The following is a 24,700-nucleotide window of genomic DNA, read 5'->3' as shown; positions in this document are numbered from 1 at the left end:
TTAATGTTTATCGATATGTTCGATAATAACTGCGTCTTATAATTGTCAATGCGAATAATAACAAGATTAAGCTCATTGGCAGCGTACCACCGCCACTGGTTTTATGTTCTACACTCACCTGCTTATACGCTTTAACAACCACATTAAATTGTCCTTGTGTTGTTCCGCCATCACCATCTGAGATAACAAAGGTGACTGTGTCAGTACCTTCAAAACCTGCATTTGGAGTATAGGTAATCGTCCCATCATCGTTAATGACCACACTGCCATTCTCTGCTGTGGCTGAAATTATAGAGAAGTCATTATTATCTTCATCTGTCACATTTGCCAAAATATCAATCGTGACTGGACTTTGATCATCGGTGCTAACATCAATGATGGCATCTATCATCGGCGCTTCATTGGCTACGACGTCAACTATCACTGTCGCAAAATCAGCCCCTCCCTGACTATCTGAAATGCTATAACTAATCGTTGCAATTCCTAGGTGCTCTGCTTGCGGGACAAAATAAAGTAAATTATTAACAATACTTACTTCACCAATGTCTACTGCTGCGGATGTCAGAATTAACGAATCATCATTCGCATCTGTGTCATTCGAGAGTACATCAAGGTATGTACTAATGTTGCGTTTAACCCTAACCATATCATCTTCAGCAACCGGTTGAGTATTTGTACTCATTGTACTGGCAATACCACTTGGATCTTCGATGATACGATTTACTTTTCCGTCGGCGTCATTTGGGCCACCGTCTTCAATAGTAAGTTGAACACACCAATGTCCTTCAGTTAATCCTTGGGTATACTGAGCATCATGTGGTGGTGGACAGAAACCTTCTGCACCAGGTGCTGATGCAATGCTATTGCGACTATCTACGACAAACTCAGTCCATCCGGTATGCATTAGCTTACGATATACAGCATTGCTCGGAATGGGTGCAAACTGAGCTATAACAATGCCGACTGACTGACCCGCTACGGGGATTTGGCTAACGTTAAAGTCAAAGACTCCGCTAGCATAATCAAATCCAGCATCTGCTGTGGCACCTGAACCATAATTCCCGTAATGCATTACTTCTTGCTCTGACACTCCGGTATTGGTGCCATGTGCTACAAACGCTACATGACCTAGGCTAAGTTGCAAACCTGGCTCGGTTTCCATTAAGAAAAATTCACTTTCGTTCAGTTTTTCTTGTACAACGTTGAGCGCTAACGAATCAGCATCTAAATAATCAGGTATGCCATCATTATCAGCATCCCCGTAACCTTCTTCATTATCAGGAATACCATCAAAGTCAGTATCTTCAGAAGATAATTGAGGCATTGAGTCAACAATAGTCAGTTCTAATAGTGAAGATCCCGCTTGTTGTCCGTCAAACACGCCGACTTCAAATTGATACGTCCCTAGCTCAAGAAGTTGTGGATCAAAAGTAAAACTCTCTTCAACACTGTCAGTATCGACAATGGCACTATCAGACGTTAACCAACCATATATGTGTGTATCGGTTAGGTTTGCATCCGTTACTAGTGTCGTTAACGTTACATCACCACCTTGTCTATTTATGATTCGCGTCACTATCCCTTGCTGATTTGCAAAGACCTCAATGCTTGGCGCAACATTCCCTTCTTCGATGGTAAGAGTATGCTCACCTAACGGACCGACAACAGCATTCTCAGGCGTTGAAAACTGAAGAACCAGTGTTTCAGACCTCTCATCAATGTCATCAGATGACACGTTAACAATCAGACTCGCTTCACGTTGCCCTTTTTCAAATCTAAATTCACCTTCAACTAGGTCATGGTCTGCACCCTCTAGCGCATCTCCAGATACTGTATATGGCACAACCACTGGGTAGTTAACGGCATCACCATTGAGAATTGCTTTAATAGAAACGGCCGTCCCCTCAGTTGCAGTTTGATTTTTACTAAAGTTAACCTGAGGAATAACATTGATTAACTGCGTTGCAGAAACTTGATCATCGCCTTCCCCGGCGCTCCAAATAACAGTGTGAGTCCCCGGTGCAAAGAAACCTTTTGAGCTTGCGGTGACACGAACTGGGTTACCCAGTGCATCCTTCGCAATAGCAGTGCCCATATTCACTTTGGTGAAAAGACCTTTAGATGCAATTGTTTTGTCTTCTGGTGCTGTAATCGTAATTTCAGCTGCCGTAGACACAACAGATACCACCAATGTGACTTCAACCACTTCACCATTTGAATCTTTAATTTGATAAGTAATTACAACATCAGCATTCAAGCCAACTGGGGCTAAGTACTCTAGTTTGTTATCGACAATGCGGATCGTGCCAGCACTCACGGTTGCCTTAACAAGAGTAAGTTCATCACCGTCAACATCAATATCGTTTGCGAGCACATCAAGCACCACATACTCATTTAAATCCGCATTGACGGTAAAGTTATCTGGCATAGACACTGGCGCATCATTGATTGCGTTAACGACAATAGTCACTGTCGCAATATTAGAGTTCAGCATGCCATCCGATACGGTGTAACTGAAACTATCAGTACCATTGAAGTCAGCGTTTGGTTGATACACCAGATGGTTTGCATCCATTAACAATGTACCATTACTCACAGGTGTCACAAGATTAAGCGTAACCTCATCACCGTTTTCGTCGAAATAGTTTAGCGAAAAGGTAATGCTTTCATCTTCATCCATGCTGAACTGTTCGTCATGGGTAACCGGTGCAACATTCGCGATAATGACAACACTGGTTGCATCTGAGGTAAAGGTTTCTGTATTACCATGGCCATCAACATAGGTTACGACAACTGTGATTGTCGCGCCAATATCAGCTTCGGTTAGCATGTACTCTGCAAGCGTTGCACCAGTAATGATTTCGCCGTTACGCATCCATTGGTAGGTAAACTCACCTACGCCATCTGGGTCTTCGATTGTCGACTCAACAGCTAAGGTTTCACCTTCTTTTGCTTCACCAGTAATACTGATCCCGCCCGTGGCTTCATCGTTAACATCGGCCACTGTGATAGCAAAGGTTTGAGTATCGGTTAATCCTCCTGCATCAGTGGCAACTAAGTTGATACTATGAGTACCTACATCATCATTACTCGGCGTACCGCTTAGCTCGCCTGTTGTAGGGTCAAAATCAAGCCAACTTGGCAGCTCTAGCGCACTTAATTTATAGCTATCTGCACTGTCTATATCTTTAACAGTAACAACATAACTATACGCTTCATCTTGTGTCGCCGACGTGACTGGGTGAGATTCAATAACAGGCGCATCATTGACTGCTAACACGGTGATGGTCACTGAAGCTGTGTTTGACTGTGCACCTTCATTATCAAGTACAGAGTAAGTAAATGAATCAAAGCCCACATAATTGCTAATAGGCGTATAAGTAACTGTACCATCTACATTATTGGTAATATGACCAAATGCAGGGTTTGTTACAATATTCACTGAATCCTCATCAAGATGACCATCAATGTCTGAATCATTCTGCGTCACATCAATAATCACGCTCTCATCTTCATTGGTCTGGATCACATCATTATTTGCCAATGGTGCATCGTTAACAGCTGTCACCGTAATGAACACCTCTGCATGATTTGACCAAAGGCCTAAATCGTCTTTAACACGATAAGTAAATGTGTCTGCTCCATAACTATTACTATCTGGTGTGTAACTGAACACGCCATTGTTCACTTGTACATTACCGTGTTCAGGCTGTGTAACAACTTCTAGACTCGTCTTATCAAGGGTGCCATCAACATCGCTATCGTTACCTAACACATTGATATTATGAGATGTGTCTTCAAGTAATACGGCGGTGTCATTTTGTGCAACTGGCGCATCATTCACACTATTTACCGTTAAAGTGACTGTCGCAATATTTGACATTAAAGACTGATCATCTTTGACACTATATTCAAAGCTATCAGTACCAAAGAAATCTGAATGTGGTGTAAAGCGGATTGTGCTTAACTCTTTATTGACAGTTAGCTCGCCATGCTTAGGGGCTTTCGTGATCGTCACATTCTCTGTAAGCAACTCACTATCAACATCAATATCGTTGTCAAGAATAGACAACTCAATTGATGTATCTTCTTCAAGTACACCTAAATCATTGGTCGCCACTGGTGCATCATTAACTTCACCGATAGTCACTAAAACACGTGCAATATTTGACACTGCACCTGCTTTATCTGCAATACGATACGTAAATGTATCGCTACCATTAAAGTTAGACGCAGGCGTGTAAACAATGCGCTCGTTTTGGACATTTGCTTGACCATTTTCAGGTGCAGAAACGACTACTAAGCTTGATAAGTCGAGTGAGTCTCCTTCGTCAATATCAGCATCGTTTAGTGCAACATCAATTTCAATGGCCATGTCTTCTTCGGTCATCGCGCTATCGCTATTTGCAAGAGGCGCGTCATTAACAGGATTAATAGTAATGGTCACCGTCGCCACATCTGAACGGCCATGCTCTATGTCATCGACTGTATAGCTAAATGTATCGGTCCCGTTAATATTCTCATTCGGCGTATAAGTGATCACACCATTCGCCGTATTCAAGCTAGTTTGACCTTGTGTTGGCGGTGTAACAATCATCACGCTTGCTGGGTTTAGCTTACTATCGACATCACTGTCATTGGCAAGAATATCAATCGCAACACTATTATCTTCATCAACACTGGCGATGTCATTTTGCACATCAGGTACGTCATTCACGTTCTCAACCGTAATAGTGAAAGTTTGCTCAACCGTTGCATTGGCACTGTCAGTGACGGTTAGCGTCACAGAGTGCACACCGACATCATCATTGCGAGGCGTACCAGTAAGCACACCTGTTGAACGGTTAAACACCATCCAGTCAGGGTAGTTTGTTGCTCCATACTTCAAGGTATCATCTTTATCGACATCGCTTGCATTCAAAGTATAGATATAACGATTATCCTCCGTTGCCACTGTAATTGGCGTTGAAGAAATCACCGGCTCGTCATTCACGTTTACAACCGAGATAGTGAATGATTGAGTATCAAGTGCATTAGCACCGTCTTTGACGCTCAAAATCACAGCATGCTCACCCACATCATCATTGCTTGGTGTTCCAGAAAGTACGCCCGTTGATGGGTTGATCGTCAACCAATTAGGGAGCTTCGTTGCCGCATACGTTAGGGTATCACCTTTGTCAGCATCCTTTGCTGTTAACGTGTAACTATAAAAACTGTCTTCGGTTGCCGATGTGATTGGCACAGAAGAAATTTCCGGCGCGTCATTCACATTTTCAACCGTGATAGAGAATGATTGCGAAACAGATGCGCCAGTACTGTCAGTAACAGTTAAAGTAATGGCATATGTACCAATGGTATGCTTATTTGGGGTACCATACAGTTCGCCCGTAGACCTTGTAAAGCCTAACCATCCAGGGATCTTCGTTGCTGTATAAGTCAACGTATCGCCTTTATCGATATCGCTCGCAACAAGGGTGTAGCTGTATGGCTGGTCTTGTGTTGCTGCTCTAATCGGCGTGGAAGAAATCACAGGCTTGTCATTCACGTTTTCAACCGAAATCGTGAATGATTGAATGTCACTTGCATTTGCCTGATCGGTCACTGATATAGTCACCGTATGATCACCTACATCATCATTAGTCGGTGTACCCGCTAGTAGGCCGGATGGGTTTAGCGATAACCAACTTGGTAATTGGGTCGCTCTGTATGTAAATGTATCGTCTTTATCAGCATCAGATACTGTTAGTTGATACGAATAAAGCGTATCTTCTGTTGCTTGATTCACCGCAATTGATGAAATGCTCGGCGCGTCATTTACACCAATCACCGTAATCGTGCCATTCACTGGCGTTATACTATTGCTGCCATCAGTTAAGTTAAATGTAATACCCAGTGAGCCAGAAAAATTAGCCGCTGGTTTAAATGATAAATTTGCAAGTGTAGTGGTGACATCCGCGAGGGATCCACTGACTGTTAGTGTCGCATTGTCATTATTATAATTAACGACGGCACTACCACTCGCCGCGCCTGCTAGTAAGCCAGATGTGTTATTAGCAAGTGTAATTGTCAGGGTAACATCATCACCTTCTTCATCGGTGATTTGATAATTATCGAATAGTAAGCTTGCGTCACTGTCTTCTGCTACAGAGAGCGTATAGCTCTCAAATGCTGCTCGGCTGGATTTCATCGCCGAAGCCTTAAGATCATTAATAAAATCAGTGAAAGAAATATATAAGCTGTCGTCACTCGCAATAGCGAGTGTAACATTAACTGCTCTATCTGATGTAGAGCCTGACTGAGTCATCGAATGCCAACCTGTGCCATTAAATCTCATCACTGTAGCTTTTCTGTTTTCTTCATAGTCTGTAAAAGCGACATAAAGGTTATTATTACTATCAAACTCAATATCGAGTTGACCAACTCTTCCTTTAGATATGCCTGCTTCGCCTAAGAAGACCCAATCTGTCCCATCGAATGTTCTTACTGAAGGAATACGTGCGTTGGAATTGTAAGCAAGGTAAGGGATATTATTATTAAAAGCTAAGTCAAGATTAATAACATCTTCAGAGAAGTTCACAGGCCCTACTTGTTCCCAATTATTATTGACTAACTTTTTAACATTGCCGCTATCAGACTTACCATGATCAACATATGCAAGGTAAGGTGTGTTACTGTCATCAAATGCAAGTGAGAGATACCTTGGATCACTAGGTGTAAAATCAGTGCCACCCAAAGTAAGCCAATTTGTACCATTCCATTTTTTTACAATAGCTTTATTAGAATAACCAAAATCCTGATAAGCAACATATAGGTTGTCTGCACTATCGATTGCAATTGCAGTATGCTTTGCTTGATCTAGACTAACAGGCCCCTCGCCTACAACTAGCCAACTGCCGTTGATAAACTTTTGTACAACAGTTTTACCTCCAAGTGATCTATCCTGATAGATGATATAAGGGGTATTGTGACTGTCTATCGCAATTTTATGATGGCCGACAGACCCCGCTGAGAAATTTCGAGGCCCTACATATTGCCAAGAATCACCCTCTAATTTCATTACAGTCACACCGGTTTTATCATCGAGATAATCCGCGAAAACCACATAAGGAACATCATTATTATCTAATTTAACTTCAATTTCTTCGGCATACGCTTTAGAAAAAGCCGCATTACCCACAAAATCCCATTTGAGCTTATTGGTCATCACTGGCGCATCATTCGTTAATGAAATCGAGATAGCAAAGTTTTGATTTGTAACTGGTTCAACCCCATCTTCCCCACCATCGGCTAGGTCAAATGTAAAGTTATCAGAGGTAGTCTCCGAGCCATTGTGTTTATAATAAAGGTTTGAATCATCCAGCGTTTGTTGAGTAAACGTGTCATTTACAGCAAGCTCTTCGCCTGAGTCTAAGCTGCCATTATTATTCGTATCAACAAACAAACTACCATTACTTGGCACAGATTTAAGCGTAAATATAAGTCCTGTACCAGAGTCATCGGCATCTGTAGCGGATAAGTCAAGCGCAGAAATTAGTTTTGTAGTACCTTCATCGATTGAAAGGCCTTTATTAGTGCTAATAGACGGCGCTTTATTAGGTGTAACTACGTTATAAGTTAAAGTTACCGGCGAGGCGCTCTCTGTGCCATCAGTCAACTCATTAGTGAATGTGAATTCACCTGTGTAGTTACTATCAAGAGTAAAGGTTAAGTTATCAATCGTTGCCTTTACATCACTAACACTTCCAGAGACTGTTAATACACCGCTGCTTGGCTCGTAGTTATAATCAGCCCCACCACTTGCATTACCTGAAAAGCTCCCTGCGTTGGTATCCGAAAATGTAATCGTTAACACCACATCGTCAGCGTCTTCGTCTGATATCATGAAATCAGCAAAAGGATCTCCTATTGAGTCTCCTTGAGTAACTATTCTAGATGAATCTGAGAATGTTGTTGTTGCATATTTCATTACACTGGCAAAAAAAGTTGAAGTACCCTCAAAATAAATAACATATGGTGTATTTTGGCTATCAAGGGCAAAATGGCTGTAGGTCGTAATTCCTGGAGCAAACCCTCTTCTCCCAACAAACTGCCAAGCATTATTTTCGAATGTTATAACGCTGCCCCCATATGGATCGGCTTCATGATCTATGAAAAATAAAAATGGTATGTCATTCTCACCAAATTCAAGCTTAGGGAAACCTGCACCACCTCCTGATACATCCTCAACAACTAAAGACCAACTTGTTCCATCAAATTTATAAATACCGAGCCCGTTAGCAGAGCTACTATTTTCAGTTCTAGTGCTTAAAAAAATATTGTCATTACTATCAATTGCTATTGACGGTTCAATTGCACTGGTATCTGAAATACCTGGTTCGCCGACATATACCCAAGATGAGCCATTAAACGACATCACTGAAGCTCCAGTACTAGAGTGAGAGTAATCTCTAAATGAAACGTAAGGCGTATTTGAGCTATCAAAAGCAATTTCAGTATAGGTTGCCTCTGATGGCGTAAACCCCTCTATACCAACACTTACCCAGTGATTACCATCATATTTTTTTACAACAGCTTTACTTCCAAAATTTGCATTGTTATAAACAATATGCAAAACGCCATTATTATCAAATGCTAAATTATTGTATAAAATATGCCCACTTGAAACAGGTGAGCCAACATCCACCCAAGATGTTCCATCAAAACTTAGTACTTTTAATCCTCCGTCATCAGTGAAGCAAATAAACGGGGTGTTATTATTATCAAAGATTATATCCGAGTAATGAACAATACTACTTGTAATATCTGTGTTACCGACATGTTCCCAATCCGTACCATTAAATTTTAATACCCTTAAAGGTGAATCTGAATTTCCCGAGAAAATTGCCCAGGGTACATCATTAGCATCCATGCTAATGTTTATACCCACAGGAGAGTATCCACCTCTTGTGAACCTAGAGTTACCAACAAATTCCCACCCATTACTTGAAAAACTAGGCGCTGTATTTTTCTTTGTAACTGTTAATGTATCATCCTTTTTGACGTTTCTATCTGACAAAGAAGGATTATCATCATCCAACACAGCGGTACCGCCCTCAACACTTTGAGTAATGACCACTCTGTCATACGGGATACTCGTTTCATCGCTTATTAATTGTCGTAGAGTACCAATACTGTCACTGGGCTCTACATCAAGCGTAAACGTTTTACTAGGAGCGATAATTGTAATTGGCATAGCCAATATCGACATGGGCGCAATAAGTGCGACTAAGTATAAATATTTAATAATTGTTGATAACATGGCATTTTAATCCTGTAGACACTTCAAGCTGTTTGCTAATTCACGATGAGTGGTTTAGTAAGTAGACTCAGCTATTCCTTGAGATAATTAAAAATGTACGCCCCCTGCATACATTTGGAGTTGATTAGTTAAACTGATACTTAGCGCCAATAGAAAACATTGACGTTGAGTAATCATCTAACCTAGCTTGGTCGTAACTTAAGAAAAGTAGAGTCTTTTCAAATATTGAATAGCTGATTTCACCGCCAAAAGTCACACTATTGCCGCTGCGTTTCGCTTTAAAAACATCTGATGTATTGATTTGGTATTGGTAATCTTGTTGCCAATCAAGGTACCCAAGTTTACCTGTTAGTGATAGGTCATTTGTTAGAGGCCATGATGCTAAAACAACTAGGTGTGGCCCCTTTGCAGATTCAGGGTAAGTTGCTTGCATTACATCATGAAAATTGTCTAAATCAGTCACCTCTCCTGTTAAACGAAAATTTCTATCGCCAAAATCTAAATAACCCAGTTGGACTGAAAATATAGAATCTAGCTGATATCCAAATCCTAGTTGATAACCTACGTCAGTATCTTTCACTGATAAGTTTTCATAATTGACACTCTGTGCAACAAGCTCATTTTTAACAGCGTCTGCCTTAAAATCAGTCGAAGCGTGGCCTATTTGGCCATACAAATACCAATTATTTTCTTTAGCTTGCCCATCTGTACTGAATAGTGCTCCACCAGAAAAAAGAATCAGTATAAAAGCCCATGAAAAACAACTAGAACTTTTAGTTAAAAAGTATTTATGGTTCAAAATAAAGCACTCTCTTAATCTAATTAAACGGGCACAGAATTGATTTAAATACAATAATATGTAGATTTAAAAGTCAGAATATCAACTCTGCATTTATGTTTTACATTAGATGAAAAGATGAGTGATCCGAATCAGAATCTTCCTAAATTTATGAGCTTGTGAAATTTCCGACAGACATTGTTATTAGTTATTTGGTGATTTTGAATAATTGACAAAAAATCAATTCTAAATAACTAGTCATAGTTTGAAATAAATGGGCTATTATTATTCATAAAATAATGATTCCCGCTTTATTAATGAAAAATAGCTATAGATTTAAATTTATTTTTTATACCCCTATTATTTTCTGTATCTGCTCAGCGGTTTTTGCAAACCCGACTAAGCAGCTCGAATCGGCCTTTGCCACGTCGTTGGTTTTAACCGATGGTGATAGTCTTACCTTGGGTTTTGGTGATTTTGATCCACAAACACTGTTTGACTCGCAACATGCCAACAAAGATGAAGACAGTATTGCGCTTAGAAAAGAACTCAAACTCTACAGTATTCCTTACACTTGGCAGCTTGATGAGCCTGTTTATCAACACAAACTAAGCCTGACCAGCAAAGTAAGCTATTTAAATCAATCAGATTTCATTTCGCTTTTTGATAATGTGACTGACGACTATATTTCAGAAACAGTGTATAACGGGATGATCGGTTTTAATGCCGAAAAAGCACTTGGCTCTAAATGGTCATATCAATTTGGTTTTAATACTCACTACTTACATTACAACAATGATTATGAGTACAACTCTCCCGAGTCTAGACGTAATTTTAAGCCTTTAGCTGAAAATCTTTACACCAACCTCAATAGTAATGCACTGGTGTTAAACCCTAATGCGACCATGATCTATCGCTTACCTAGGCATTGGGGCTATTACGAGTACAAACTTAACTTTAATTATTACTATGGCTGGGCACTCTCTCACCCTGATGGAATAAATAATGCGGCGCCTGAGACATGGCGCACACTCAATGGTATTAAAGCTAAATTTAACATGTTCAAAATCGGGTTTTTTGAGCAAGCTTTTTACATCAAAGGCCAACGTATCGATTTAGGCGGCGATAGTCGGGTAGCATTTGGGACCGATCACTTTTATGAATACGGTATTGGCTTTTTATGGGATAGCAGAAAATGGACGTCATGGTTCGATAACTTTGGTATTGGTATCAACATTCATAATGGCAGTAGCCTAGATGGCGCTGCTATTGTCTTGTACTTTAATGAAATTTAAGTCCAATATAAAAACACAAACTGAGCAAACAGACTATATTATTAGACATACTTAGAATTCAAGGAAGATTATATGAAACATCACCTCGCAATTGCATGTTCATTGCTTGCCTTAACGGCTTGCGATAAAACCTCTGAACAAACAGCTAAAACGCTTCCACTGCAAGTGAGTGCAGCAGATACCATTTATTATGGTGGTGATATTCTTACAATGACTGGCGATGAACCAGAGTATGCGCAAGCAATCGCAACGCAAGGCGACAAAATTATCTTTGTGGGTGATAAAACTAAAGCCCTTGAGCATAAGTTTGGTAAAACGAAGCTGATTGATTTACAAGGCAAGACCCTAATGCCTGGCTTTGTAGATGGCCACAGTCATGTGTACGCGGTAGGCTTACAAGCCATGGTAGCCAATGTATTACCTAGTCCAGATGGTGATGCTAACAGCGTTGAGCAAATCGTTAATATTCTCACAGCTGCACAGAACAACCCTGATTACACCACTTTTATTGAAAAAACCGGCGCTATCTTAGGATTTGGGTACGATGATGCTGAGCTTGATAGATACCCTACAAAAATGGACTTAGACCGAGTTAGCACTGAAAAGCCTGTGATCATCATTCATACCTCAGGGCACTTAAGTGTGGCAAACACTAAAGCGTTAGCCATGGCTGGCATCGATGAAAACACAGAAAATCCTGATGGCGGGATAATTCGTCGCATGACAAACTCACAAGAGCCCAATGGGGTGCTCGAAGAAAACGCGCACTTTGGATTACTGTTTAAACTTATGAAATCTGTTGATCCTGATTTACAAGATTTAATGCTGCAAGAAGGGCAAAAACTCTATACAAAATACGGCTACACAACGGCCCAAGAAGGACGTGCTACCCAAGAAGCTTATGACTCGATGGTAAGAGCATCAAAGGCAGATAAATTCGTGATTGATATAGTTGCCTATGCCGATATGGCCACCAGCAGCGGATTTATGGACTCAGCCTATAACAGTAACACCTACACAAATCATTTTCGCATTGGGGGTGTAAAGCTGAACTTTGATGGCTCACCACAAGGGAAAACCGCTTGGTTATCTCAGCCATACTTAAAAGCCCCCGAAGGCCAAGAGCAAGGTTATGCAGGCTACCCTACTTTTAATGATGAGCAAGCTTATCAGTATATTGAAACGGCCTTTGCCAATGACTGGCAGGTAATGACGCATGCAAATGGTGATGCCGCCATTGAGCAGTTTTTAAATGCCGTTGAAAGTGCCAATAACAAGCTCGGCAAAAAAGATCGCCGCCCTGTACTCATTCATGGTCAAACAATTCGACAAGATCAGGTAAATCGTCTTAAAGAATTAGGCATATTTCCATCGCTCTTCCCAATGCATACTTTTTATTGGGGCGACTGGCATGTAAATTCAGTGCTAGGTCACCCCCGTGCCGATTTTGTTTCACCCACTCAAGCTGTTCGCAAACAAGGATTAATGTTTAGCACCCATCATGATGCACCAGTCGCCCTACCTGATGCACTACGTGTATTAGATGCAACTGTTAACCGCACAACCCGTACAGATCAAGTATTAGGGCCAGAGCAACGTGTTTCTGTGTATACTGCACTACAAGCAATGACGACATGGCCTGCGTATCAACACTTTGAAGAAAACTCTAAAGGGCAATTAAAACAAGGGATGCAAGCAGACTTGATAATTCTTGATAAGAATCCGCTAAAGATAAAGCCTGTAGAGCTACATAACTTACAAGTGTTAGAAACCATTAGTCGTGGTGAAACCGTCTACAGCAAAAATTAAACACACTTTAAGGAGTAAAATGAATAAGTTCATACAATTAGCCTGTGCTGCGCTGCTGTCTTTTTCTGCATTTGCAGCACAAACCGTTACTACAAAACTGGATATTTTAAATCTTAAGGCGCAGTCTGAGAATGTGCTAACTTCTGGGCAGCCAAGTCAAACGGATTTTGCCAAGTTAAAACAACTTGGTGTTCAGAACGTCATAAACCTTCGTGGTGATAACGAAACGAATTGGTCTGAGCAAGAGTTAGTCACTGAGCTTGGTATGAACTATTACCATATTCCTGTGCAATCTAAAGCTGATATTACCATTGAAAATGCTACGAAACTTCAGGCCTTACTCAATAAACAGCAACAGCAAACTACCTTACTTCATTGTGCGAGCAGCAACCGTGTTGGCGCTCTCGTTGCGCTTTATAATGCAGTCACCTTGAAAAAGCCAATTGATGAAGCTGTTGAGATTGGTAAACAATGGGGCTTAAAAAGCCTTGAAGGGGTGGTAAGAAGCAAAGTTAACGAAGAGGTTGGTCAGCCATAAGCTGACCAACATATTAGTTTATATTGCTTTTTTCTGACTCTCTTGTTGTTTCTTGGCTTCAACTTGCTGGAACATTGAATCCACTAATTCGATAATTTTATCGTTTGCATCAATAAATTTATCCAAACCACCACCCGTTCGATAGCTTGCTTGCGCAATTGTTTTAGATTGGTCAACATTAGTGACCCAGATATTGGCATAGGCCATATAAAGAGCTAAATCCCAATGCCAGTTCGCAACATAAAATGCAATTGCATCACAACCGTTTGTGTTAGCAGTTGAGATGTCTGTTTGATACGCTTGGTGTTTCATAACATAGTTAGCCGGTATCACGCGTGTTTGCACGTTATGTTTTGCAAAACCTGTTTGCAATGATGTTACAACACCTTCTTTAACTGCTTGATGCTCTGCAATACACACTGTTTTTGGTTTTTCCGCTTCAAAACGACTTACATCTTGTTTCGCCGCACATCCAGCAAGGATAGTTACCGCAGCAGCAACAGCTGACATTTTTAAATATTTCATTATGATTTTCCTTTTTTATAATTACTTAGAGCTGCCATGCATAGCTTAGTTTAGTGAAGAAGGTACGCTCGTCACGCTCAAGACTTTTCAAAGAGTCGTCTTGATATCCTTTGTCTGAATAACCTAAGTAAAACAGCGTCTGAGAGTTAATTTTGTATGAATACACCAGCTGACTGCCATAATCGCGGTTAGTTTGACTGACATCAAATCGATAAGCTTCGTTGTTTCGATCGACATCTTCAAACTGCAAAACGAGTTTTAGCATTGAGCGCATATTAAATTTATAATAAACACGTAAATCAGTTAAATTTGCAGTATAAACACGATCATTTTGTTCGTTATCTAGATAGCTGTAACTGTGCTCTAGTTGAACCTGCCAATGATCGTTAATATCCCATGTCATCTCAGGTTCAATACGAACCATGGTACCTAAAGCTGCATTACTGTAATCAATTTTGCTGCCATATTGAGCATACAATAAGAATCGCACATCACGAATAGGTCTAAAACCACCGTAGATATAGCCTATATTTTGATTAAAGAACTCGCCGGCATAAAACTCATTACGATGAATAAAGCCAATTTCTGTTTGCGACTGCATCTTACCTTTAAAAGTAATAAAGCCATCGTATTCTTCTTCGAGTAAGTCGCCATTTTGTGCCCACGTTTTATCCCACTCAACATTGTAGCTGTACTCTGTGATTGCATCATCAGCATCACGATACCAAGTTTGCCCACCACCTAATTGTACTTGTTCGTAATCAACTTTAGCTTGGTAGCCTAAATCAGAGCGGTATTCTTTACCTATATTTTCGTAATTAGCGTAGACTTCGTAATCACGCTTAGTTCTAGTAAATTCAATAGCATAAGCTTGATCGGATTGATTCTTATCAACGCCATAATAATCAACTAAAAATTCTGAATTAGTGGTATCTGTGCTTGCAACTTGATACTGCAAACTATCTGATTGGTTAAACCAGTAGCTGCCATCTAAAGATAACACGGTATTATGGTAATCATCATTTTCACGGTGAGTGCTCATCACACCAATTGTGCCTTTTTGGCCAATATCAAATTGATAACGCCCCGCTACTGCTTGCGTTTTATCTGCCAGATTAGCAAAGCCCGATCCTTGATTTGTCGGAAGTAAAACACTGGTATTCTGATCATCAGCGTACATAAAGCCATAGCTGTGCGCGCCGGTTTTACCTGTTAATTTTAAACCTACATCAGGTTCAGCAATCATTCGCGTATATAAAAGCTCTAGTTGGCTGGTATTAAAATAAGACGCACCATCTAAAAAGAATGGACGCTTTTCAGCATAATAAATTGAGTAAGTAGTATTTACATCAAGTTCAAGTGAATCTGCCTCGACTTGCGAAAAGTCAGGGTTAATGGTGGCATTAATAACCGCATCTTGCGTCACACCCCAACGTAAGTCTAAGCCTGCTTCAGTATCAATATCGCCATTCTGCCAATCACCCGGCACTGTGTCTTTGCTATCATGACGAAGCGCAGTTAAAGTGGGTGTAAGCTGAATATTTTGGCTTTCTGTCATGTTGGCAAAACCTGTGAGTTTATCAAACTGACAAAAGCTACATTTTACATCTCGGTCAAAACCAACGTTGGACATTTGATAATACACATCACGCGGGTAATTTCGCCATACTGCAAAACTCCACGTTAATTCGGCCTGGTCTTTTGGAAAGCGAAGTGCAGTGAATGGAATACGCATTTCAACAACATAGCCGTCCTCTGTTATTTGCCCTGCGCTATCCCAAATAGCATCCCATGATGGGTCTTCCACCCAATCATCAATATCTGTCATGCGCATATCACCTTGCGCACCCAATGGATTTACATAAAACTCATAGCCAGTTCGTTCATCATTAAAAGTATCAATCATCAAGGCAACATTGTCGTCTTGCCAAAGTGTGTCGCGATCTCGAAGAGCGGCACGAATTTGCGAAGGATCATTATCTTTTGCAATAAAACCCACATACAAGTACTTGCCATCTTCGTACATGTAAGCATCGGTTTGCACGAGCGGTGTGCCTTTTTCGGTTGGTTCGTTCTGATATTTTAATGGCACTTTAGTGGCGTATTGCCAGTGTGGCTCATCCATCACACCATCAGCGCTAATAGACTCTTTAATATGGGCAAGGGAGAACTCAGCCTTATCAAATGCATTAGCAGAAAAAGGCACACTAGCAACACTGAGTAAAAAAGTAGGGGCGATTATTTTATTTATTATTCTTTTTATGTACTGCATAAACATCCATTTAGACACTAACGCGTTAGAAACGCTACTTGACTGATTTCAAAGCGATTGTAATTCATCAAGGTACATTTGTTAATCTAATTTTGCATTTAACTGTATAAAAATTAACAAAATACTCCATTTGTACGATTAGCAGAGCCAAAAAAGCCCCATTGCCAAACAGCAATGGGGCTTTTTATAGAAGCTCTTATCGTTTGTTATCGAAATTCATTACTTTTTAAGGCTTAATTTATTGCCTTTCAAAGATTTGCGAACATTTGCGATACGTGAACGATTCTTCGCACGCGCTTCCCCCGTTGCCTGACCTGAAGCCTTATTTGTACGGCTACGGCGTAAATGCGACGGCTTTTTACCTATTTTATCAATCAGTACTTCACGGCTGCTTACTTCATAACCTGGTAAAACAACACGCTTGATGCGCTGTCCAATTAGCTTTTCGATATCGAATAAAGTGTTTTCTTCCTCACGGCTCACAAACGAAATAGCTTGGCCCGGCTTACCAGCACGACCTGTACGGCCGATACGATGCACGTAGTCTTCTGCAAGCCAAGGTAAGTCGATGTTAATCACACGTGGTAACCCTTCAATATCAATACCACGGGCAGCCACTTCGGTTGCGACTAATACGCGAACTTTACCTTCTTTAAATTCGCGTAAAGCGCGGCGGCGGTTACCTTGGGTTTTATCACCATGACAAACAACAGCTGGAATACCGTCAAGGTTAAGCTCCTTTACAAGCTCATCGGCAGTTTCTTTCATGTTTACGAAAACAAGTACTTGCTGCCAGTTTTTCTTTCCTATCAATTCAGATAAAAGCTCTTGCTTACGGCGCTCTTCTACAGGATACACAACATGTTGCACTGTTTCTGCAGTACTGTTTGTTTGATCAACACGAATAATTTCGGGCTGCTTTAGTACTTTACTCGCAAATTGTTTAATTGCCGCCGGGAAAGTGGCAGAGAACAATAAGATTTGACGCGCTTCATCACAGCCATTAATAACCGTTTGCATATCGCTGATAAAGCCCATGTCTAGCATACGGTCAGCTTCATCAAGCACTAAATGCTTAACATTAGCTAAGCTGATGTTACCTAAACGAATATGATCAAGTAAGCGCCCTGGCGTTGCAACTACGATGTCAACACCTGCTTTCAAATCGTTAGCTTGACCCGCTAGATTAATACCACCAAACAAGCACACTGTTTTTAATTCGGTGTATTTTGCAAACGCTTTAAAGTTATTAGCAATTTGCTCTGCTAACTCGCGAGTAGGTGCAAGCACTAGTGCACTTGGTGCATTATTTTCGCTAACAGCTGATTCTGATAATTTTTGGATAAGTGGTAAAGCAAATGCAGCGGTTTTACCCGTGCCGGTTTGCGCACTAACAAGTACGTCTTTGCCTTTTCTTACTGCAGGAATTGCACTACGTTGAACGGGAGTAAGCGTTTCGAAATTAAGCTCTTCTAATGCCTGTAAAAGCTCAGAAGAAAAACTAAATGATTTAAAATTCATGCTGTATAACCTGCGGCCATCATATCAAGGGTCGCAAATTATACAGAAAAAAAATGACTTTAGTTAGTTATAACTTAACTAAAGTGCCTTTTAATGCCACACCAGCGATAAACGTACCCGCACCACATTGATATTCTGTTTGGCTAACAAACTCACGCTTCTTGTAATACGATTGAATATTTACAACTGCATTCATGCCTTCACGAACAGCACGCTCTTGTAATGCTTTTAAAGCACTGAGCATTACCCATTCACACGCCTCTCGGTCAGTTTTATTAAATGCATTGGTTTTCTTGTTGGTGATCACTTCACCATAAGTTTTTTTAATCGTGTTATGACTTTGATCAGCAAAATACAGCGGAATATCTAACAATGCTTGTTTCGCTTTGGTGGTTTCAAGTAATGCTTGTACAGGTAGCGTTTGTAAATCATCACGTGCAAAACTGTTTGCTGAAAACAAACAAGCTACTAAAACACATGCAAGGGTCAATAACTTCATTTAAAAATTCCTTCTATAAAATTTCCATGCAACACCAAAACCAACCGAAACATTATAATCTTGCTTCACGAGTGGGCTTGCATCTTGTTGACTGTTAGCAAGGTGGTGGTATTTAACAAAACCACCTAACCAATACTTTGCTGTGTCAAAATGTACCCCAATTGATACATCAGCACCAGAAAAACCTGAACGACTTGAGTATGCTTGGCGAGTTTCATTGCTATGTAAGTCACTCACTCCATAGTAGTAATCAAGGTATTTATCGCTAGCAAAGTTGATATTGCCACGAAACGCTAATGAAAATTGTGAATCCGCTTTTTCGATGATCGGCACTCGATAATACACACTTGGCCCATAACGCCAGCCAATATCATCAATACCAGAGAAATCTGTCGCAATGGCTTTGCGCGCAAACAGGCTTAAATACAAATGCTGTTTAGCGTTTAGTTCACCTATTAGGTAGTAATTAAGTGAAGGTCCTAATTCAAACACCCAATCTAGATCATCCATACCTTCTCGGGCTTTGTTGTCTTCACTGTCAACTGCAAGACCTACGCTTGCAGATAAATCTAAATGGAGATTTTCTTGCTGCCACAAAAAGCCGGTGAAGCTATTACGGTCTATGGCCATTTTATCGCTTTGATAACGAAAATAAGGCACAGGCAATAGGTATTGCTCACTTTCATCTGAACCTAAATAATGCGGGATATCTGCATAAAAAAGGCCTGCACCGAGCTCCATTTTTGCAGTGCCCTTTTCTACACTATCTTCTGCAGCATAAGCATTTAAAGCTAGAATAAATAAAATACTTATGATGCAGCGCTTGATCATGCTTGCCACTTTTTAAAAATTAACGAGGTATTGATACCACCAAACGCAAAGTTATTACTCATAATGTAATCTGTTTGCATTTCACGGCCATTGCCCTTGATATAATCTAGGTCAGCACACTCAGCATCGACATCTGTTAAATTAATAGTAGGTGCAAACCAACCATCATTCATCATATTAATACTCGCCCATGCTTCAATGGCGCCACACGCACCTAAGGTATGACCTAAATAGCTTTTTAATGAACTAATAGGTTTCTTGCCAAGGGCATTGAAAGTCGCTAGAGACTCCGCAATATCACCTCGATCTGTTGACGTACCATGGGCATTCACATAGCCAATTTGGTCGGCAGTAAGCTGTGCATCATGAAGGGCCATTTCGATAGCCACTTGCATTGTTTCTGCGGTAGGTTGCGTAACATGTTGACCATCTGAGTTACAACCAAAACCAACTAGCTCCGCATAAATGGTCGCTCCACGGGCAAGGGCATGCTCATACTCTTCTAAAATGAGTGTGCCTGCACCTTCACCAATAACCAGACCATCACGATTTTGATCAAATGGTCGTGGCGTGCTTTTCGCAGCATCATTTTTTGTGCTGGTCGCGTACAAGGTGTCAAATACCGCGGCTTCTGTGATGCATAACTCTTCTGCGCCACCAGCCACCATGGCTTTTTGACGGCCATACTTTATCGCTTCGTAAGCATAACCAATACCTTGCGAGCCCGATGTACAGGCAGAGCTGGTGGTGATCACGCGACCTTTTAAACCAAAAAAGACACCCACATTCACAGGCGCTGTATGCGCCATCATCTGGATGTAACTGGTGGCCGTTACGCCCGTCATTTCGCCGGTTTCCATCATTTTTGCAAAAGCCAATAATGGTGGTGTTGACCCCGTTGACGAGCCAAAAGCAATGCCTGTAGAGCCATCGGTTAGGCTTGGGTGCTCTAATAGCCCAGCTTCTTCTAAAGCAAGCTCTGTAGTACGGGTCGACATCATAGCAACACGCCCCATTGAGCGAACTTGTTTACGCTTATAATGACTTGGTTTAGTAAAATGAGTAACAGGTGCCGCTAGTCGAGTGTTTAGTTCTGGCGCCACATCCCAGTCAGTCATGTACTGAACGGCATTTTCACCTTTTTGCAAAGCGGTTTTAAATTCGTCCCAGGTATCACCTAATGCAGTGATGGCAGACATGCCTGTAACAACAACACGCTTCATTACACCATACCGCCATTCACAGAAATAACTTGGCGGGTGATATACGCAGCGTCATCTGAACATAAAAACGACACAGTACCCGCGACTTCACTAACAGACCCCATACGTTTTAATGGGATCATTTTTAGCATTTCATCAACCGGTAAATCGTCTGTCATTTCGGTTTCGATTAACCCAGGCGCCACGCAGTTAACGGTGATCTTACGTTTTGCAAGCTCAAGCGAAAGCGCTTTAGTTGCACCAATAATGCCCGCTTTAGCGGCACTGTAGTTAACTTGCCCGCGATTACCGGCAATCCCTGACACTGACGCCATAGTGACAATCCGGCCACCTTTACGACCTTGCACCATTGGCATCACCGTTGGATGAACCACATTGTAAAAACCGTCAAGGCCCGTGCGGATCACTTTATCCCAATCATCACCTTGCATCGCAGGGAACGCCATATCATTCGTGATACCAGCATTACAGATCACCCCATAATACGCTCCGTGCTCGGCAATATCAGCTTCAATTTGTTGTTTCGCACGCTCTCTATCGCAAACATCAAATTGCAATAGGCTTGCATGACGACCAAGCGCACTAATTTCTGCACAGGTTTGCTCTGCTTCAGCCACACCACTGCGACAATGAACAGCAATATCAAAGCCATCGTTAGCTAATCTAAGTGCGATTGCTTTGCCAATACCACGGCTTGAGCCGGTGACTAAAATACGTTTTGTCATTGATTTTCTCTTATAAACTGCATGGGGTCTTGTGGTTGAAACACATTGATTTTTGCTTCTGCTAAGCATGTTTCATCGCTGTGTATTTGACACTCAAATACACTTAACCCTGATTCTTCTTGATATAATTTTGTCACCGAGATTTTAAGCGTTTGCTCGTTTTTGAATACCGGTGCATAGGTTTTATATTTGCGCGTGCCAATTAAAAAACCAATTTGTACTTCATTTCCTTTATCTTTTGCCAGCGCACCCGCGTAAGCTGCGATAGTTTGCGCCATATATTCACAGCCAATATAACTGGCAACCCCATTTAAGCTCTCGTCATAAAACGGGCTTTGTGAACTAATATCCACTTCACAGCAACCTGACTCTTCGCTGTAATTAGATAGGCGATTGAGCAATATCATTGGTTCGCTATGAGGTACGACTTGCTCAATTTTATAGTGATTCATTTAGATGTCCTAGTACTACACTGACATTATTGCCTCCAAAGGCAAACGAATTTGATAAACAAGTGTTAATTTCTGCCGTTTCTGGTTGTGTTATTAAACCAATTTCAGCCAAAGAGTCGTCTTTCTTCACCTGATTACATACTAATTGATTGAATTCCGGATAGGCCAAATAGAGCCAACATAAGCCCGCTTCTAAGGCACCTGCAGCACCTAAGGTGTGGCCGGTCAAATGTTTAGAAGAGCTCACTTTAGTATTTTTGCCAAATACCTCATTGATTGCCAGAGATTCCATGGCATCATTTTGCGGTGTGGCTGTTCCATGGGCATTAATGTAGTCGATATCTGAAGGTGTTAAATTCGCGTCTTGCAATGCCATTGTCATAGCTGCGATTGCACCAGAACCGTCTGCAATCGGTGCTGAAATATGGTGAGCGTCAGAGCTTTCACCACCACCTAAAAAGGCAATACTTTGTTTTGTGTGCTGCTCTTTACTCATAATAAATAACGCTGCGGCTTCACCAATATTGATACCAGCTCTGTCGCCACTAAACGGCTTACAAATTTCATCGCTAATAGAAGATAACGAATCAAAGCCATTGATAGTAAGTTGGCACAAGCTATCTACCCCACCACAAATTACTACATCGGCTAAATCGACACTGAGTAAGGCGCGCGCACTAATAAGCGCCTTGGCACTTGAACTACACGCAGTTGAAATGCTGTAACTTGGCCCCTTCGCAGCGAGTTTTTTGGCAATATAATTGGCGGGTGCAACGAGTGCTTGGTCGTAATAATCAAATTCCTCTGGCCACTTTCCCTTCGCTGCATGGGCAATTCGGCCTCTTTCACCTTCTTGAATTGCAGCAGTACTGGTACCAATAACCACAGCAATACGGCTACTCGGAATGTTTATGCCTGTCAATGTGTCAGTAATTTGCGCCAGCGCTAAATCGATTAGCTGATAAAACCGCATTGATGCGGTTAATGGCAGTTCATTAACCAAACCCACAAACGTTGGGCGCTGCTCAAATGCAAGCGACGTCACCTCTGTGAGTGTTTGTTTAGGTTGCAAGCTGATACTTTGCATTGTTTGTTGATGACCAACCCCCAATGCACTAACAATACCTAAGTCGTTAAGCCAAAATGGCATAATCAATTAACCCTTTGAAATTTAATTTTGTAATCTCGCTGAAAGTTTACAAGTTCTGTTGCACCGTCTAAATAGCGAATTTCACTAATTAACTGTTCACCTTGATATAAGCGTCGCGTTGAGCCTTGTTCAACCAAGCTCAAACCATACAGTTGCGAGTTAAGCACAGTAACCGGCCAGTGTACTAGCATGATATCAGCAAGAATATAGCGAGGATCAACCGCGTTGATAGGGAGCATTTTTTCGCTTTTAATCGGCCCTTGTGGCGCTTTTTCTAACTGAAATATCGGCATACCTTGAGCCGTCATAACAGCCAAGTTAATACCCGTTTCACTGTTTAAACTCAGCTGCGCTAGTAATGTATGCTGCTCATCGCCATGGTGTACTTCAAGTACTTGCTGCCAATTATCGGCAACTAATGATGGCGGTGGATCAAGCAAATAAATCCCTGCATTTGGCGCTAAATCAACACCCTTTTTTACTGCAAATTCACTGGCACAACTTGCCACTAATATGCTCAAGGTTAAAAGCAAAGAGCGTGTTAATCGCGACATAATTCAACCAACGTATTTAAGCGTTTGTTGCTTTGTTTTACAAATGGGTTTCGTAAATCCCATGCATAACCAGCAAGAATAGCACTGATCATCTCGCGCACTTGTTGGTTTTTCTCACTGAAAAAAATCACGTCCTGAAATGAGCCATCATACCAAGCACTGACGTAGGTTCTAAAGCAATTAACCCCTTGTTGCAAAGGTTCACTGTAATCGTTTTTGAAATCAACTTGCTCACCACGTAAGTAGCTATCAACTAAAGGAGCAACCAATGAAGCTGATTTTAATGCAATCGTCACCCCAGATGAAAACACCGGATCTAAAAACTCACCAGCATTACCAAGTAGTGCAAAATGCTCACCATACAAGCTCGACACATTAGCCGAATAGCCTTTGATAGCGCGCGCTTCACCAATTGCTTCACGATTGGCTAATAACTCACTTAAATAGCTATCTTGTTCAATAAATTCATTTAAACCAGCGAGTGGTTGTTTATCATTAAGTTGCTCTGGTTTACCGACCACACCAATGCTTGCCGTACCATCACTAAATGGGATCAGCCAATACCAAATATCTTTATGCTCTGGATGAACATTAATTAAGATTTTTTCGCGGTCAAACAGGGGATCGCTAATATTATCTTTAAAATGGCTGAAAAAAGCCCAACGTACAGGGAAATTTGATGCTGACTCTAAATCAAGTAAGCGAGGTAATACCCTACCAAAACCACTGGCATCAAGCACAAAGCGCCCTTTAATTTGATAGCGCTGCTGGTTTTCATCCGTAACGTCAAGTAAAGCGCCATCCTCACAATCGGTGAACGCTAACACGCTATGTTGGTAACGTATTTCAGCCCCTTGCAGCATGGCACCATCGGCTAAGCATTTATCAAAGTCAGCGCGTTTTACCTGAAAAGTCGTGCCAGGGCCGTCGCTAAATTTCTCGGTAAAATCGATTGTTGTGTGGTCGCCACGACGCTGAAACGCCGCACCATTTTTAAACTGAAATCCACATGATTGTGCCTGTGTTTGCACCGGTTGTTCAAGGCCTGCTTCTGCTAAAAAGCTCATGCACTGGGGTAATAAACTTTCACCAATCGAAAAACGCGGAAAGGTTTGCTGCTCTAACACCACCACATGCCAACCTTTTTTCACCAGTAAACTGGCAGCCACGGCACCTGAAGGACCCGCACCAATAATAACAACATCAGCCTGTTGAACTTGATTATTCACC

Annotated in this window: 16 protein-coding genes; 3 read left to right on the top strand and 13 right to left on the bottom strand. The window is 41.3% G+C overall.

Features of this window, described 5'->3' with window-relative positions; all coding sequences use genetic code 11:
* Positions 1 to 7: 7 nt before the first annotated feature.
* Complete coding sequence (locus L1266_RS08405; RefSeq protein WP_235377297.1) at positions 8 to 9,298, bottom strand: Ig-like domain-containing protein; 9,291 nt, start codon at positions 9,296 to 9,298, stop codon at positions 8 to 10.
* 124 nt (positions 9,299 to 9,422) lie between these two features.
* The gene (locus tag L1266_RS08400; RefSeq protein WP_235377296.1) at positions 9,423 to 10,097 is read right to left on the bottom strand and encodes an outer membrane beta-barrel protein; all 675 of its coding nucleotides are present in this window, start codon (positions 10,095 to 10,097) and stop codon (positions 9,423 to 9,425) included.
* Positions 10,098 to 10,393: 296 nt separating this feature from the next.
* Between L1266_RS08400 and L1266_RS08395 the strand changes: the two genes are divergently transcribed.
* From L1266_RS08395 to L1266_RS08385, 3 genes are all read left to right on the top strand, one after another.
* Positions 10,394 to 11,371 carry a Solitary outer membrane autotransporter beta-barrel domain gene (locus L1266_RS08395; protein ID WP_235377295.1) on the top strand — a complete coding sequence of 326 codons (978 nt, stop codon included), beginning with the start codon at positions 10,394 to 10,396 and terminating at the stop codon, positions 11,369 to 11,371.
* A 72-nt stretch (positions 11,372 to 11,443) separates the two neighbouring features.
* Entirely contained in the window at positions 11,444 to 13,180 is a 1,737-nt protein-coding gene (locus L1266_RS08390; RefSeq protein WP_235377294.1) for an amidohydrolase, read from the top strand.
* 19 nt (positions 13,181 to 13,199) lie between these two features.
* Entirely contained in the window at positions 13,200 to 13,718 is a 519-nt protein-coding gene (locus tag L1266_RS08385; RefSeq protein ID WP_138599450.1) for a protein tyrosine phosphatase family protein, read from the top strand.
* Between the two features lie 18 nt (positions 13,719 to 13,736).
* Here L1266_RS08385 and L1266_RS08380 read toward each other — a convergent pair whose 3' ends face one another.
* From L1266_RS08380 to L1266_RS08330, 11 genes are all read right to left on the bottom strand, one after another.
* Positions 13,737 to 14,243, bottom strand: coding sequence for an Sbal_3080 family lipoprotein (locus L1266_RS08380; RefSeq protein WP_054554535.1), 507 nt, complete (start codon positions 14,241 to 14,243; stop codon positions 13,737 to 13,739).
* Between the two features lie 25 nt (positions 14,244 to 14,268).
* Positions 14,269 to 16,515, bottom strand: a complete 2,247-nt coding sequence (locus tag L1266_RS08375) for a carbohydrate binding family 9 domain-containing protein (protein WP_235377293.1) — start codon at positions 16,513 to 16,515, stop codon at positions 14,269 to 14,271.
* 219 nt (positions 16,516 to 16,734) lie between these two features.
* A complete protein-coding gene (locus L1266_RS08370; RefSeq protein WP_138599447.1) occupies positions 16,735 to 18,036 on the bottom strand; it encodes a DEAD/DEAH box helicase in 1,302 nt (433 codons plus the stop codon).
* 67 nt (positions 18,037 to 18,103) lie between these two features.
* Positions 18,104 to 18,535, bottom strand: a complete 432-nt coding sequence (locus tag L1266_RS08365; protein ID WP_235377292.1) for an excinuclease ABC subunit A — start codon at positions 18,533 to 18,535, stop codon at positions 18,104 to 18,106.
* Positions 18,536 to 19,366, bottom strand: coding sequence for a MipA/OmpV family protein (locus L1266_RS08360; RefSeq protein WP_235377291.1), 831 nt, complete (start codon positions 19,364 to 19,366; stop codon positions 18,536 to 18,538).
* Positions 19,363 to 20,589, bottom strand: a complete 1,227-nt coding sequence (locus L1266_RS08355) for a beta-ketoacyl-ACP synthase (protein ID WP_235377290.1) — start codon at positions 20,587 to 20,589, stop codon at positions 19,363 to 19,365. The genes L1266_RS08360 and L1266_RS08355 overlap by 4 nt, the downstream gene beginning before the upstream one ends.
* Positions 20,589 to 21,314 carry a 3-oxoacyl-ACP reductase FabG gene (gene fabG, locus L1266_RS08350; RefSeq protein WP_235377289.1) on the bottom strand — a complete coding sequence of 242 codons (726 nt, stop codon included), beginning with the start codon at positions 21,312 to 21,314 and terminating at the stop codon, positions 20,589 to 20,591. Before fabG ends, L1266_RS08355 begins: the two co-directional genes overlap by 1 nt.
* The gene (locus L1266_RS08345; RefSeq protein ID WP_235377288.1) at positions 21,311 to 21,766 is read right to left on the bottom strand and encodes a hotdog family protein; all 456 of its coding nucleotides are present in this window, start codon (positions 21,764 to 21,766) and stop codon (positions 21,311 to 21,313) included. Before L1266_RS08345 ends, fabG begins: the two co-directional genes overlap by 4 nt.
* Entirely contained in the window at positions 21,753 to 22,916 is a 1,164-nt protein-coding gene (locus L1266_RS08340; RefSeq protein ID WP_235377287.1) for a beta-ketoacyl-ACP synthase, read from the bottom strand. The genes L1266_RS08345 and L1266_RS08340 overlap by 14 nt, the downstream gene beginning before the upstream one ends.
* A gap of 2 nt (positions 22,917 to 22,918) precedes the next feature.
* Positions 22,919 to 23,470 (bottom strand): DUF3261 domain-containing protein, encoded by a 552-nt coding sequence (locus L1266_RS08335; protein WP_235377286.1) that lies wholly within the window; start codon positions 23,468 to 23,470, stop codon positions 22,919 to 22,921.
* On the bottom strand, positions 23,458 to 24,699 hold the full coding sequence (locus L1266_RS08330; RefSeq protein WP_235377285.1) for an NAD(P)/FAD-dependent oxidoreductase: 1,242 nt from the start codon (positions 24,697 to 24,699) through the stop codon (positions 23,458 to 23,460). Before L1266_RS08330 ends, L1266_RS08335 begins: the two co-directional genes overlap by 13 nt.
* Position 24,700: the final 1 nt, after the last annotated feature.

Source organism: Pseudoalteromonas sp. Cn5-37, assembly GCF_021532495.1.
GTDB lineage: Bacteria > Pseudomonadota > Gammaproteobacteria > Enterobacterales > Alteromonadaceae > Pseudoalteromonas > Pseudoalteromonas simplex.
This window is presented reverse-complemented; position numbering and strand designations above follow the sequence as displayed.